The organism is Dehalobacter sp., from assembly GCA_023667845.1.
Classification (GTDB): Bacteria; Bacillota; Desulfitobacteriia; order Desulfitobacteriales; family Syntrophobotulaceae; genus Dehalobacter.
This window is the reverse complement of the sequence record JAMPIU010000051.1, coordinates 1-14,571: the sequence shown is the minus strand read 5'-3', so window position 1 is coordinate 14,571 and position 14,571 is coordinate 1. Positions and strand designations below refer to the sequence as shown.

General features: G+C 45.6%; 12 protein-coding genes. 5 read left to right on the top strand and 7 right to left on the bottom strand.

Features of this window, described 5'->3' with window-relative positions; all coding sequences use genetic code 11:
• Positions 1-196: 196 nt before the first annotated feature.
• On the bottom strand, positions 197-2,167 hold the full coding sequence (locus tag NC238_03460) for a bifunctional metallophosphatase/5'-nucleotidase (GenBank protein ID MCM1565014.1): 1,971 nt from the start codon (positions 2,165-2,167) through the stop codon (positions 197-199).
• A 94-nt stretch (positions 2,168-2,261) separates the two neighbouring features.
• Entirely contained in the window at positions 2,262-3,188 is a 927-nt protein-coding gene (locus NC238_03455; protein MCM1565013.1) for a lysophospholipase, read from the bottom strand.
• A gap of 212 nt (positions 3,189-3,400) precedes the next feature.
• Between NC238_03455 and NC238_03450 the strand changes: the two genes are divergently transcribed.
• Both NC238_03450 and NC238_03445 read left to right on the top strand, forming a co-directional pair.
• Positions 3,401-4,078 (top strand): NlpC/P60 family protein, encoded by a 678-nt coding sequence (locus tag NC238_03450; GenBank protein MCM1565012.1) that lies wholly within the window; start codon positions 3,401-3,403, stop codon positions 4,076-4,078.
• Positions 4,079-4,342: 264 nt separating this feature from the next.
• Positions 4,343-5,005, top strand: coding sequence for a hypothetical protein (locus NC238_03445; protein MCM1565011.1), 663 nt, complete (start codon positions 4,343-4,345; stop codon positions 5,003-5,005).
• Between the two features lie 44 nt (positions 5,006-5,049).
• Here the strand turns inward: NC238_03445 and NC238_03440 are convergent, their stop codons facing one another.
• Positions 5,050-5,853, bottom strand: coding sequence for a YlmH/Sll1252 family protein (locus NC238_03440; protein MCM1565010.1), 804 nt, complete (start codon positions 5,851-5,853; stop codon positions 5,050-5,052).
• Between the two features lie 916 nt (positions 5,854-6,769).
• On the opposite strand from NC238_03440, the gene NC238_03435 reads away from it, so the two are divergent.
• From NC238_03435 to NC238_03425, 3 genes are all read left to right on the top strand, one after another.
• A complete protein-coding gene (locus tag NC238_03435; protein ID MCM1565009.1) occupies positions 6,770-7,102 on the top strand; it encodes an IS66 family insertion sequence element accessory protein TnpB in 333 nt (110 codons plus the stop codon).
• Positions 7,096-7,452, top strand: a complete 357-nt coding sequence (tnpB, locus tag NC238_03430) for an IS66 family insertion sequence element accessory protein TnpB (protein ID MCM1565008.1) — start codon at positions 7,096-7,098, stop codon at positions 7,450-7,452. The genes NC238_03435 and tnpB overlap by 7 nt, the downstream gene beginning before the upstream one ends.
• 71 nt (positions 7,453-7,523) lie before the next feature.
• The gene (locus tag NC238_03425; GenBank protein MCM1565007.1) at positions 7,524-9,125 is read left to right on the top strand and encodes an IS66 family transposase; all 1,602 of its coding nucleotides are present in this window, start codon (positions 7,524-7,526) and stop codon (positions 9,123-9,125) included.
• Positions 9,126-9,759: 634 nt separating this feature from the next.
• On the opposite strand, the gene NC238_03420 is transcribed toward NC238_03425, so the two are convergent.
• The 4 genes from NC238_03420 to NC238_03405 all read right to left on the bottom strand — a co-directional run.
• A complete protein-coding gene (locus tag NC238_03420) occupies positions 9,760-10,158 on the bottom strand; it encodes a hypothetical protein (protein MCM1565006.1) in 399 nt (132 codons plus the stop codon).
• A gap of 273 nt (positions 10,159-10,431) precedes the next feature.
• Complete coding sequence (locus NC238_03415) at positions 10,432-12,051, bottom strand: ATP-binding cassette domain-containing protein (GenBank protein MCM1565005.1); 1,620 nt, start codon at positions 12,049-12,051, stop codon at positions 10,432-10,434.
• A gap of 91 nt (positions 12,052-12,142) precedes the next feature.
• On the bottom strand, positions 12,143-14,014 hold the full coding sequence (locus NC238_03410; protein MCM1565004.1) for an ABC-F family ATP-binding cassette domain-containing protein: 1,872 nt from the start codon (positions 14,012-14,014) through the stop codon (positions 12,143-12,145).
• Positions 14,015-14,152: 138 nt separating this feature from the next.
• The coding region (locus NC238_03405; protein ID MCM1565003.1) for an alpha/beta hydrolase at positions 14,153-14,571 on the bottom strand (419 nt) is incomplete at its 5' end.

Genomic DNA, 14,571 nt, shown 5'->3' with positions numbered 1-14,571 from the left:
ACCGCAGCAAGCAGGCTGTTTGCAGCCAATACAATTTCTCAAGTATGCTGTTATGTTAGTTCTTGGAGACCCCGGCAAATTCCTGCTTACAATTGCAGCTTACTTTTTCGCTTAATAAAAAATAGTAAATAAAAGCCAGAAATCTTTCTGGCTAAGATTCTGCATGTTTTCATATTTTCATACAGAAAAACTGCATTTAGACAGATTTCTGGTTGATTCGAGCCAAGCGTCTGCGGCGGGTAACTATCCTGTAAATCACAAAAATAATCAGTGCTATAACAAGAACAACAGTATAGACCGTCAGGGTTATTTTGTTCGGATTGGCGAGCAGGGATATTGGATGATGGCTGTTGTCTACCACTTTTCTTCCAAGTATCATGCCGTAATCATCGGAGATCGTTGGAACTCCGCCGACTTTAGCAAAGGACTGAAGATATAAGGCGAGGGCCTGCCATTCTTTGACTTCGGCATTATTTCCGGCTGTGTCTTTGACGATCTGGGCTTCAAAATCTGTAACCGGCGTACCTTCTTCTGTTTTCGGCACAATCGATAATAGACCATAAGATTTATCGCCGACGATTGAAAGCATCTGAGCAGAATACAAACCGGCAACTACCCTGTATAATTTGGTATCGTCAATCTCTTCAATAGATTCGTCCGGCTTCTGCAACACGGCGTCAGTGACCTTATTGAATATCATCCGGTTCGGATTATACGTGAAATTAATACCTGACATGAACAATTGGGCTTCAGCCATCATCGGCGAGATCGAGGCATCTACTTCGCATAGGGTCTTTAATTCCTTGCCGGTTAAATAGACAGAAACCAGCGGATACCCCGGAATATTATCCGGACCGATCCCGAGGGAGCTTACGCTGAAGGCGTCGGCGGCCGTGATCGCGCCCTTAAAAAAGGTACCTCTGATCGTCCCGGCAGGTACAACTGCGACATCCACCGGAACATAGCCGGAACCTTCCGCCTTTTTCACAGCATAAACGTAGGCATCAGAAATCAGGTTGGCCAATGGATCTTCCTGATGCGTATTCAATATGTCGTTGACCTTCCGGAAGTTATAGGGAGATTCTGCCAATATTTGATCATAATTTAACTGAAACGGAGCAAAGAATTTGTCCTGAACCTGTTGTTTGAACTGACTTACAATACCGGCAATCCGCGGATCCTCAGGCAGTCTTTCATCGATTGCCGGCAGACGGTAATCGACAAGTCCCCAGTCTGAAGAACCGGATTTTTGAGAAATTTGCAAAACACCGAGGTACTTGCAGCTGTCTCCGGCGGAACAAATGAGCGTCTTACCTTCGATGATCGATTCTTCAAGTTTGGTGTGGGTATGGCCACTGATAATCACATCAATATCGGGAACTTTTTTTGCCAGGATCTGGTCTTCAGATTCGGATGCCTTTTCCCAGATCCCGGAATGGGATAAGCAGACAATTAAATCAACTTTTTCCTGGTTTTTCAGGACCGAAACGATCCGTTCGGCGTTCGCGACCGGATCGGTGAATTCCACTTCGGCTTTCGGTGCGTTGGATGCCGCATCGTTTCCAATCAGGCCAAAAATACCGATCTTTACCCCATTCTTTTCAACGACGGTGTATTCGGTGATCCCATAATCCAGATAAGCCTGTTGCAGAGCTGCCAGCGAAGGCGTTAAGCTGCCGTCCTCCTTGGCCGGAAAGGCAATATTGGCCTGAACGATCCGGGGCAAAATCCCCCCGTTTTTCCGCGCAGCGACAGCTGCCTGAAGGCTGTCGGCCAGTCCGAAAGCCCTGTAGTCATATTCGTGATTGCCCAGGGTTACAACATCATACCCCATCTGCCCCATGACGCTTAGCTCCGGGGAGTCTGTCCGAAAAATCGTCTGAAATGGCGTTCCCATGGAATAATCTCCGGCATCGAGGAGCAATGTATCCGGGCCATTCTCTTTCGCGGCAGCAATGGCGCTCTGGAGTCTGGCAAATCCGCCTGACTGATTTATCACACCGTTTTGTTCATCCTTGACCGGCAGGAGATGATCATGCATGTCATTTGTAAACAAAATCGTCATACTCTTCTGAGTTTCGGCCGAGGCAATAGGAGAATTAATGGGCAAAACAAACATTGTGCCAATCAGGAAAGCAACCAAAGCAAATTGGATTCTTTTCATCATCTTTCCCTCCTCATTTCTATATCTATGCTATCGGTCTACCTATCTATCTACCTATTATCCATCTACCTATCTACCTATTTATCTATCTATCCGTCTATCTATGCGCTATGTTATTCTTGCCAATCTTGGAACTTAGCCACTGAATTATATCCTGAAGAACTTGAGAACGGTCTGTTTCATTGTGCAGTTCATGCCTGCAGTTTTCATATTGTTTTACAGTAACATCACGAATTCCAGCTTGTTGGTAACGCAGACGCAGCGCTGTGATAATTTCTCCGTAGTGGCCGACAGGATCCATTTGGCCGGAGAGGATCAGAATCGGGATGTCTTTCGGGATCTTCCTGATGTTAGACTTCTTTTGCACTTGCAAAATTCCGGCAAAAAAATCATGATAGAACGCTAAAGTACAGGTTCCCCCGCAGTAAATATCCTGAATATATTCATCGACAACAAGCGGATTGGTGGTAAGCCAGTCATATTCTGTCCTGGTTTCTGCGCACCGGGCATTGAAGTTTTTAAAAGTCAGCTCGTGAATCAATTTGCTTTTGTAAAGCTTTCCTTTGACCAGAGCTATCATCCGACACAAAAAGCGGCCAAAATACAGCATAAACGTCGTGTCTCCGCCTGGGCCGGATAAAATAAACCCCTGTACTCCCTGCTCATCTCCATAGAGATGCATATAATGCTGAAGAATAAAGCTTCCCATACTATGAGCAAAAATGAACAACGGCAGTCCGGGATTTTCTTTTTTAATCAGGGCGACAGAATCATAGACATCATGTACCATATGGTTCCAGCCGTCTTGACCCGCAAATCCTTCCATGCCTGCGGTTTCAGCTGTTTTGCCATGGCCTCTTTGGTCGTAGGCATAAACAATGTACCCTGCTTCCGTCAGGTCCCTTGCAAACGGTGCATATCTGCCGGAATGCTCCGATATCCCGTGAATAATCAAGATGATTGCTTTGGCAGGGAGTATATCCGGCTCCCATTTAGTTGCAAATATTTGATCCTTTTCTCTCATTTTATTCCCCTTAACGGCAAATTAATGAAAATAAAAACCAATCACACCTAATATATCATCTTGAAGACAAATTATCATCCTTTTCATGCGTTATAAATATTTCCAGAATTTTGGACATGCCTTTTTTCCAGTGAATTGTTAAAATACTGGTAAGAAGCGAACGAGACCGGTACAGAATCCAGATGAAAAAATTTGACGAGTGGAGGATTTCAATGACGAAAAAAATTGTTGTGACGCTGCTTCTTTCTGCTATCCTGATTCTCGGCTTAGCTCAGGTATCGTCTGCTGCCCTCGGCGATACACTTCTGAAGACAGGCTCGACGGGGCCGGATGTCGTGGAACTACAAACCAAACTCAACTATCTGGGTTACAGCGTCGGTACAGTGGATGGAATTTTCGGACTCAAAACTCAAGCCGGTGTCATCGCTTTTCAGAAAGCCAAGAATTTATCGGCTGACGGAATTGTTGGGCCGATCACGGGTTCAGCCATAAACACCGCCTATATGAATAAAGCGCAAGGCGTCAAAGCCAGCGCGATTGTTGCGACGGCCCAGAAATATATTGGTGTCCCCTACAAATGGGGAGGTACTTACCCATCGACTGGGTTTGATTGTTCCGGATTTGTTCAATATGTTTTTGCGCAAAACGGCATTACCCTGCCGCGTATTTCCAGGGACCAATACCTGGTTGGCAAAGCGGTCAGTTTCGCTAATTTACAACCGGGAGATATCGTTTTCTTTTCGATTGCCAAAAACGGTGTTGTTGATCATGACGGGATTTACATCGGCAATAACCAATTTATCAACGCTTCAAGCTCCAAAGGTGTTGTTGTCTATAGTTTCGGTACCTACTGGAAATCCGTATATCTCGGGGCAAAACGGGTGATTTAGTGGTTAGATGAATCATGTTCATCTCGTCGGCTGAAATATATTTATTTATTTATTGAGAATGTCCGGATCGAATAATATCTGACATTCTCATTTTTTCTGACCTTGTGACTTATTCGTTTATCAGTAAAAGTATTTAAAAATAATCGTAGATTGTGTTATATTAAGACAAAACACTTTTGTACTTTGTTTAATGTTTCCTCGTATTAATCATCAAAATACGAATCATTCTGCTAGCTTATCCTTTATGGATAGAAAGGATGTCATATGCCTGCGAACCATCCGAAAAAACATCCGCATCATCAACCTAATCGGCACGATCACTCCACGCTGCATCAGCAGTCTTGCAGCTGTGGCCATGACCATTCCCAGACCGGCCATGCTGTGCATGTCCATGACGCTGGATCCTGTCCGGTCTGCAGTGGTTCGGAAACCATTACGCCGGAAGAATACCTAAATAAAATTGAGGAAGCCGTAAATAAGCTCCCTCAAAATAAAACCAGGGATAGAATGAACCGGCTGATTGTCCTGACAGCCGGCACAGCCGCCTCGGCTGCTGAACACAAGGATACCATCCTGCTTCAAATCACAGAGGTATATCTGACGCTGCGCCTGGCGGAGGAATCCGGTCAAACGCTGGCTCCCGAGGACGCCCAGCGCCTTTTCCGCGAACTTTCCGGGCAGGCCGGCCTTGCGCTTACTGCCAAATATGGTCTGGAAGGATTGACCCGGGTTGGCTTGGACGCAGACTCAGACTCAGGCAGCACGCCGGGAACAGCCTCGCTAGTCTTTATTAGCTGCTATGCAGTCGGCAAAGTATTGATGCAATATTTCAGGAAGCAAAAGGAAGGTTCCGCCTTAACTGCTGAAGAAATCAAGGACTGCTTTCGGGCAGCGAAGGCCGAAGCAGAACGGCTGGCACGGAAATAAATGTGGGGTAACTATTTTATATACCTTGTTTCAAGAGCGTTGTACTAGACATACTTTTTAATCACGATGGACTGGCGGCCTTTTTTAGAAAGTCCGCCTACTTCCTGAACCTTGATTTTTCCGAAGCCGCGCAGAGATAGCGTATCCCCTTCCGCAACCGTCTTATCTGTTTTGTCACATTCCAGCGAATTCAGCATGACCTTCCCGGATTCAACATATTCCCCTGCTTTGGTACGGCTTAAGTTAAAACCTGCCGCGACCACACTGTCCAGCCGCAATGAGGCTACGGTGTCTTTCAGCAGAAGAACTTTTTCTTCCGGTATTTGCAGCAATCCCGCAGAGATGATTGCTGTTTTTATTTTGACACGGCCGACTGATTCCAGATTATTTATCAGGAACGGTAAAATTTCTTTGAGGACAATCAGATCACAGCTTTTTTCTGTGACCAGAATGTCACCGACCGTTTCCCGCTTGATTCCTGCCCCCATCAAACTACCTAGGAAATCCCGATGCGACAGGCCGCTGTCTGCAGGATATTCCGCCCGGATAAAAGCTAATGGGCAATATTCATCATCCTGAATGACTTGTTCAGGCTCCAGGTAGTCCGGCAGAAAGACCAATACGGTACGCTCAGCCCCTTCATAGCCTCCCCAGAAAAAGTGCCGGGGGTTCCCACTCGCTTTCAGCGCATTTCCAAGCAGCACCCGCTGCTGTTCACTGCAGAACCGCATGCAAACCGGAATATTTTTCTTTTCTGATTCATCAAGTTTGTCCAGCGCCCGCGCAAGCAGCAGTCTGCTTTCTTCATCCTGGGCATATTTTTTGACGGTTTCGGCTTTTGTGATCATTGTTATGTTCCTTCGGTATTACAAATTATGTTAATGATGATTATTGCCATTATAATTGTTTCAATCTGCTAAAATCAAGATTAAGTTAAACTTTTTAGTTATCCTCCGAATAGGTTTGTCCCAGAATCTGAGGCGCCTCAGATTCTGGGACAAGCTGTCTAAAGCTTTCATAGGAATAACACTGTAAAGGTTAGTCTTATTTCTGACTTTTGGTGATTATGGGGTATGCAGCCTTGCCCAAAATACCCCGCTCGCACGTTCTCGTGGCTACAAACAGGAATCCTCGCTAAAATGTCAAAACCCCTGGGCTTTCTGCATGTGAACCGTTGACATTTTCTACGCTCAAATTCCCGTTTGCATAACGCCACTGGCACTTGACCCTCGCTTTGGTATTTCGGGCAAGGCTGCATAATTTCAAGAATAGAGAGAAATTGATCTAACGTTTCGGTCCTGGGTATACTTACAATGTTATTTCGGTTCCGGAAGTCGGGGAGCAGCAACTTTTTAAGCAAGCTGGATTTATGTGTACCTATCAAGCAATTTGGCTTACCGCTGGGCATTGGGGGATTTGAAAAAGATGACTGCTACTTATTCAGCCTTTTCAAATCCCCGCAATAGTAGTGGTATGCCAGTACGATGAAGTGTTTTTTAGTATTGTTATACTACTTGCATCTTAAAATAATCCGGCTGATATGCTGTCAGCTATTGTCTTGACCTAAAGCTATTAATAGGTTAGGGTTGGGCCGGTTCCGGTTCCGCTTTTTCTTTCTGTTGTCTCCGGTATAAGAAAAATAGTAAGCGTAAACCACGTAGGCGGATTGTCATAGAATCGGCAGAATGAGAGAATATCCCAAAGAGTCTGAGTGTCACCAAAAGAGACTAAGGTAGACATTTAGATAGAATGGGAGTGACTCAAATGGAACAAAGCCTGCAAGCCTTAAGCGCAAACCAGCGGCTGGCTGAGTGGACTGAGCGGATCTCATCCTGCCGGAATAGCGGAATAAGCATCAAACAATGGTGTCGGGAAAACGGGATTGTCGAAAAAACATATTATTACTGGCAGCGCCGAGTGTTTGAGGCGTTGACCGCGCAGCAAGAGCCGTACTTTGCAAGAGTTCCCGTAGAACGCCGGAATGACCATCTTGAAGTAGCGGCAACTGTGCGCATTGGAAATGCCGAAGCCGACATCTATCCCAGCGCCGACGCGTCAACCATTGAGGCAATCTTCCGCGCGCTGAAATCATGCTGAATGATTTTTCCGGAGCCGACTACATATATATTGCCTGTGGCTACACCGATCTCCGATGCGGGATCGACGGTCTAGCCAGTATTGTCCAGCAAAAGTTCCAGTTGGATCCGTTCACCAACACCCTGTTTCTATTTTGCGGACGCCGATGTGACCGGATAAAGGCCTTGTATTGGGAAGGCAATGGGTTTGTTCTCCTGTATAAACGGCTTGAAAACGGCAGGTTTCAGTGGCCGCGTAGTGCCGCCGAAGCGCAGGCGCTTACCCCACAGCAGTACCGGTGGCTCATGGAAGGTTTAAGCGTAGAACAACCCAAAGCACACCGTCCTTCAACAGGCCTCTGCATGGTTTAAAAATGCTCAAAAAATGCCACAAACCCTTGTAAACACTGGAAAAAATGGCTGTTTCATGATATAATTTTGTTATGAAAGAGCTACAAAAAAATGAGATGAATAACGCTGAAATGGTCACCATTTCACGTACCGAATATGAAGCGCTTAAAGAGCAGAATGCGGAGCAAGGTCGGCAAATCGAGTGGCTTATACAACAGATACGCCTGAACCAAAAGAAGCGCTTCGGATCTTCCACCGAGAAAACGCAGGAAGCGGTCATGGAGCAGCTGAGCCTTCTGTTTAACGAGGCGGAAGCGTATATAAAAATCGAGCCATCGGAGAAAACAAAGGTTGCCGCCCATACCCGCAAAAAGCGTTCTGGTAGCCTTGAGGAAATTCTGCCGGATAATGTCCCTGTTGAAGTAGTTGAGCATCGTCTTCCAGACGAAGAACGGCTCTGCGCATCCTGCGATACTGTCATGCAGGAAATCGGCAAGGAAGTCCGCCGCAGCCTTGTAATTATTCCGGCTCAGGTAAAAATCCGTGAAGACTGGTATTTCAGCTATGCCTGCTTGACCTGTAAAGCAGAGGCCTTGGAAACCCCCGTGCTGAAAACGCAAAAAAATAAACCCGTCATCGCGGGAAGCTTTGCCTCCCCGGAAGCGATAGCCCACATCATGACCCAGAAATTCGTGATGTATTCTCCTCTTTACCGACAGGAACAGGAGCTTAACCGAAGCGGCGTGATGCTATCCCGCCAGACGATGTCCAGCTGGATATTAAGAGCATCTGAGGACTGGTTGAAACCAGTGTACGAGGAGATGCACCGACGGCTCTTGCAGCACAGTGTTCTATTCGCGGACGAGACCACCTTGCAGGTGTTGCGGGAACCAGGCAAGAAGGCGCAAGCCAAAAGCTACATGTGGATGTACAGAACCGGCGGGGATACTGATCAGCCGATTGTGCTTTATGAATACAAGCCTGATCGGAAAGCTGAAAACCCGAAGAAATTTTTGGAAGGATTCTCCGGATACCTGCATGCTGACGGTTATCAGGCCTATTACACGTTGCCGGAAAACATCACGGTAGTTGGCTGCTGGGCCCATGCTCGGCGCAAATTTGATGAGGCAGTCAATTCCTTACCGAAATCCGAGCAAAAAGGATCTTCGGCAATAATTGGGCAAGAGTATTGCAACAAGCTATTCTCAATTGAGGATAAGCTTAAATGTCTTTCCCCTGAAGAACGATATACCCAGCGGCTGGAGCTGGAAAAACCGGTACTGGATGCAATGCTAACATGGGCACGAACAAGAAACGCAGCTCCGAAGTCTGCCCTTGGAAAAGCCTTGTATTATCTGCAACAGCAGTGGCCTCACTTGATAGAGTATCTGAAGGCCGGCCGGCTGGAGCTCTCTAACAACCGAGCAGAATGGAGCATAAAACCGTTTGTCATGAGCCGAAAAAACTTTCTATTCGCTAATACGCCAAATGGGGCTGAGGGCAGCGCGGTGATATACAGCCTAATTGAAACCGCCAAGGAGAACAACCTTGATCCGTATAGGTATCTGGTATATGTCTTAACAACTGCTCCTAACCTTGATCAAACACAACCGGACTGGGTGATTCAGTTACTCCCGGCAAATGCTCCGGAGCATTGCCGAGTACCGTATGCTAAGAGCAAATGCGACGATTGATTCTTAGATAACGCGAGCCTGCTGGTTAACAGTGGGCTCTTTTTTACGCCGCCAGAGTTTACGCTTACGTTCAATGTCAATGTTGGGAATAAGCTTGCCATTAAGCTTGACCGAAACCCCAGGAAATCTTTGCAGTTATCAAATGTATTTCCAGTTATACTTCCAGTCAGTACTTGAGTTGAATTTATAAAACGGATAGCCTCATTGGGACACTGGGAAATGTTATTACTTACGATATTACATGTTGCATTTTCAATAGCTATAGCTGAAGTGCTGCTGTTTACGATAGTATTTGAAGAGAGAGTATGCGTTCCTTTTAGCACATAAATGCCATATGAACACGCCGAAATATTATTATTTGTGATGAGGATATTACCGTCTGCTAAATATATGCCGCTAGAACAATTACTAATTGTATTGCCGGATATGGTTGGCGCACCATTTTTAATATATATGCCTCGTGTCGTGCAATTCGAAACCTGTGAATTTGTGATACTGGCTGTACCAGAAGTTTCAATACCCCTGTTTTTGCTGAGTTCCAATACACAATTGTTGATATTCAGGCTTCCTCCGGTGCTGTAAACTTGAGAATACACATATCCACCATAACAAATACGGCAATAGGAAAGGTTTATTATTCCACCGGAATAAGACTCGAGGCAATCCCAATTGCCTTTGGCCGGGGTCGTTGTTGTTCCATCGTTATTGGTGTCTCCGCCATATGTATCATCTTTGATCGACGAAAGGCGATTTGATTCGTGTCTGATCCGAGTGCATTCAGTGTGCCTTTAATTACAAGTTTGCTGTTAATCGCGTTCAATTTGACGACGGTTCCAGGCTCAATAGTCAGCGTCACGTTTGGCTGGACTGTGGTGGATGAAACCACATAGACATTGTCGCTAGTCCAGGTTGTATTCGCAGTAATCGAAGATGGCGCAGTGATTGTTGCTGCATAGACTGCGGGTGATTTTAACAGAAGAATGAAACAGCCGACGAATAGCAGGAATAATATTTTTGAACATAATTTTTTCACTTTTCTTCCTCCCTTGTTTAACCCATAATCTTGAGATAAAAACTAATAAATGGCAATATTATTACAAAATTAATAAATATTGCCAAAATTATACCATATTACTATTTTTGGTTATATAGGGATTTATTCTCAGGCTAATGGTGCTTTAGACCTAAAACGTCAGCCGCAGCTAAATTTACAAAAATGCTGGTAACAGTCTGTGAGGACCATCACCAGCATCATATCGGTTTGTTTACTCTTGTTTAGGGGTTATTTGCAGTATAAAAATTAATCCTACATTTCGTACATCTTCTTGCGCAGCGCCTGAATATCTTCACTTTCCAGATATTCGTCATACGTGATCTGCTTGTCGATAATCCCATTCGGCGTGATTTCAATGATTCGGTTGGCCACAGTCTGGACAAACTGGTGGTCATGCGAAACAAACAGAATCGTTCCCTTATAATTGATCAGCCCGTCATTTAAGGCAGTGATGGATTCCAGGTCGAGGTGGTTGGTCGGCTCGTCAAACAGCAGGACGTTAGCGCCGGAAAGCATCATTTTAGCCAGCATGCAGCGGACCTTTTCCCCTCCGGAAAGCACGGCTGCTTCCTTCAGCGCTTCTTCGCCGGAGAAAAGCATTCTGCCAAGCCAGCCTCTGACGAAGGTCTCGGTCTGATCACTGGAATATTGCCTGAGCCAATCGACAAGGCTCAGATGAACATCGTCAAAATAAGCCGCGTTGTCTTTCGGGAAATAGGACTGGGATGTGGTAACGCCCCATTTGAAATCTCCGCTGTCGGCAGTCGTTTCCCCGATTAATATTTTAAACAGGGATGTCTTAGGCAGACCGTTAGGACCTACGAACGCAATCTTATCACCTTTACTAACGATAAATGAGACATTGTTCAGGATCTTCTCCCCTTCTACTTCTTTGCTGATTCCGTTCACGGCCAACAGGTCATTCCCTGCTTCCCTATCCGGTTTAAAATCAACAAACGGATATTTGCGGGATGACGGCCGGATGTCCTCCAGGGTCAGTTTTTCCAGAAGTTTTTTGCGGGATGTGGCCTGTTTTGACTTGGAAGCATTGGCACTGAACCGCTGGATAAACTCCTGCAATTCCTTTTTCTTAGCTTCCGTCTTTTCATTGGCGTCTCTCATCTGCTTCAACGCCAGCTGGCTCGATTCGTACCAGAAGTCATAGTTACCGACGTAAAGCTGAATTTTACCGAAATCAATATCGGCAATATGCGTGCAGACTTTATTTAAAAAGTGTCTGTCGTGGGAAACGACGATCACGGTGTTCTCAAAGTTATACAGGAAGTTTTCGAGCCAGGTAATGGAGGCAATGTCGAGGTGGTTTGTAGGTTCGTCCAGCAGCAGGATATCAGGACTTCCAAATAGAGCCTGGGCCAAAAGGACCCGGATCTTTTCATTGCCGTCGAGTTCCTTCATCTTTTTATCGTGGTACTCTTCGCCAATACCGAGTCCGTTTAAGAGCGTTGCCGCTTCGGATTCAGCTTCCCAGCCGTTCATTTCCGCAAATTCCGCTTCCAGTTCGGCGATCTTCATGCCGTCTTCTTCGGAAAAATCGGGTTTGGCATAGAGAACTTCTTTTTCATCCATAACCTCACAGAGCCTTTTGTGACCCATCATGACGGTTTTTAAGACCTCAACTTCGTCAAATTCAAAGTGGTTCTGCTTTAAGACGGCGATTCTTTCGCCGGGGTCAGTCGAGACATCTCCTTTATTGGCTTCTATCTCACCGGAGAGAATTTTTAAAAAGGTCGATTTGCCGGAGCCGTTCGCGCCGATGAGTCCATAACAGTTCCCGGGGATGAACTTAATATTGACGTTTTCAAATAACGCACGTCCGCCGTAACGAAGAGATATTCCAGTCGTACTGATCATTTTATTACCATCCTTATTCGTGCAACCAAGTCGCCATTATAATACAATCAAGTAGTCATTATAACATAAGTAATCAGCGTTTGTCGAAGGATTATAATTTCGCAGCAGCAATTTTTTCAGCAAGATCGTTCAGATATATCCAGCGTTCCATCTTGCCGGCAATGGTACATTCCAGCTCTTCTTTCTCGGAAAGCAATTCCTGCAATTTTGCATAGTTACTGGTCTCCCGCGAAATGGTTTCATCCAGTGTACGCAAGTTTGCTTCGAGCTGTGCAATCTCTTCTTCGATTTTTCCGTATTCCTGTTCTTCCTTGTAGGTAAACTTCAATTTTTTCCTGGGTTCGGCGGTTTCACCCTGGGGATCAGTACAATTAAATTGGTCTGAAATGCCCATGTTGCTTGAAGTGATTAAAGTATTTGAAGTACTTGAACCACTTGAAGGACTGTTTCTCTTAGAACTATCTTTTTCTTCTCTGCCCTTATCCGTAATTTGTTCCTGATAATCGGAATAACCGCCGACATATTGCCGCAGTGTCCCGTCTTCCTGGAATTCAAAGATCCGGTCTACGACTTTATCCAGGAAATAACGGTCATGGGAGACGACGACCACAGCACCGTTGAAGTTCTCCAGGTAATCTTCCAGGATGCTCAGCGTCTCAATATCCAGATCATTAGACGGCTCGTCCAGCAGCAGGATATTCGGGGATTTCATCAGCACGCTGAGCAGATAAAGTCGTCTGCGTTCGCCGCCGGAAAGCTTGGCAATCGTATTCCACTGTAAATCAGCTGGAAACAGGAAGCGTTCCAGCATTTGCGTGGCAGTCACTGTTCCGTCCACCGTCTCAATGTTTTCGGCAATATCCCGAATATAGGCGATGACGCGCTGAGAGGGATCCATCTCAGCGCTTTCCTGCGAAAAGTAACCGATCCTGACGGTTTCGCCTGTAACGATCGTCCCGCTGTCCGCTTCAACCGAGCCCATGATCATTTTTAACAGGGTCGATTTGCCGCAGCCGTTTTTGCCAACAATGCCTATTCTGGCGTCACGCAGAATAATATGGTCAAAATCCCGGATCAGCATTTTTCCGGCATAGGATTTTGCGATATGGTTCATTTCAATGGTCTTTTTACCAAGGCGGGATGCCACCGAACTGAGGTTCAGCTTCTCCCTGTCTGCCGGTTTATCTCTCTCGCTTAATTGTCTGAAACGCTCAATCCGTTCTTTACTTTTCGTCCCTCTGGCTCTGGCACCGCGGCTGATCCACTCCAGTTCTCTTCGGAAGAGACTGCTGTTTTTTCTTTCCGTGCTGATTTCCATTTCTTCGCGCTGGGCTTTCAGCTCCAAATACTTGGAATAATTCGCCGGATAGCTGTACAGATTTCCCTGACTGATCTCAATCATACGGTTGGTTACCCTGTCGAGGAAATAGCGATCGTGCGTGATCATGATCATCGCTCCGCTGTATTTGCGCAGATAATTTTCCAGCCAGAGGACCATTTCATTGTCCAAATGGTTGGTCGGTTCATCCAGAATCAGGATTTCACTGGGTTTGACCAATGTACGCGCGATCGCAACGCGTTTCTTTTCTCCGCCTGACAGGAAGCTGACATCCATCGAGAAATCCGTAATACCCAGCCTGGTTAGAATAGACTTGGCTTCATATTCCATCAAATCCCGGACTTCAGATGACGTTCCCAGAAATACTTGTTCCAGAACGGTCAGACCCTCACCGAAAATAGGATTTTGCGGAAGATAACTGATCCTGACCCCAGAAGCCGTCGTTACGGCTCCGGCATCAGGGTTCTCTATGCCGGCAATAATCTTTAAGAAGGTCGATTTACCGGTGCCATTAATCCCGATCACACCGATTTTGTCTCCCTCATTGATGAATAGAGACATATCTTTTAAGAGTTTTTTCTCACTATAACTTTTCGTAATCTTTTCTGCCGATAATAGAATCAAATGAAGCACCTCACACTGGCTAAAAATAGTTTGGCATTCTCACGGTAAAATAACGCCTTCCAAAGGCAGCCAATGTTAAAGATATCATATCGCACCTAAAATTTCTAATAACTACGTAAAAAAATAAAAGAATGTTCATTATTCCTGAATTAAAAAATCATAGATTTCCGTGGTTAGATTGGTAAGTGTATGGCCTGCCTCGGGTAGAATATTGATCTTGCCCTGTGGAACCAATGTTTCCATCCGCCGAGCAGTCTTCGCCGAATGAAGCATGATATCTTTGCCGCCCACAAATAAAACGACCGGCATCGTTAAGGATTTCAATTCCTGATCGGAAAAAATGGGTATCATTTCACGGCGAAAGTTGAAACTCTTGCCAATCAGCAATTGATAATCCAGCACAATGTCGGGAATAGGCTGATTCCCATTCACTTTATAGAATAGTTTTTTTAGTCCGCGATCTCCAAAACACATATGGAACATCGCTGTAAAAAGGAAAGAACCCTTTTGCGGTCCCACGCCGGATGGGCAAAGCAAAACAAGCTTTTCTACTTTTT

Excerpts from the sequence above, each read along its gene's own strand:
- tnpB (MCM1565008.1), top strand. The coding sequence starts at position 7,096 with ATGCTGAATGATTTTTCCGGAGCCGACTACATATATATTGCCTGTGGC.
- NC238_03425 (MCM1565007.1), top strand. The coding sequence starts at position 7,524 with ATGAAAGAGCTACAAAAAAATGAGATGAATAACGCTGAAATGGTCACC.
- NC238_03450 (MCM1565012.1), top strand. The coding sequence starts at position 3,401 with ATGACGAAAAAAATTGTTGTGACGCTGCTTCTTTCTGCTATCCTGATT.
- NC238_03415 (MCM1565005.1), bottom strand. The coding sequence starts at position 12,051 with ATGATCAGTACGACTGGAATATCTCTTCGTTACGGCGGACGTGCGTTA.
- NC238_03440 (MCM1565010.1), bottom strand. The coding sequence starts at position 5,853 with ATGATCACAAAAGCCGAAACCGTCAAAAAATATGCCCAGGATGAAGAA.
- NC238_03455 (MCM1565013.1), bottom strand. The coding sequence starts at position 3,188 with ATGAGAGAAAAGGATCAAATATTTGCAACTAAATGGGAGCCGGATATA.
- NC238_03445 (MCM1565011.1), top strand. The coding sequence starts at position 4,343 with ATGCCTGCGAACCATCCGAAAAAACATCCGCATCATCAACCTAATCGG.
- NC238_03435 (MCM1565009.1), top strand. The coding sequence starts at position 6,770 with ATGGAACAAAGCCTGCAAGCCTTAAGCGCAAACCAGCGGCTGGCTGAG.
- NC238_03460 (MCM1565014.1), bottom strand. The coding sequence starts at position 2,167 with ATGATGAAAAGAATCCAATTTGCTTTGGTTGCTTTCCTGATTGGCACA.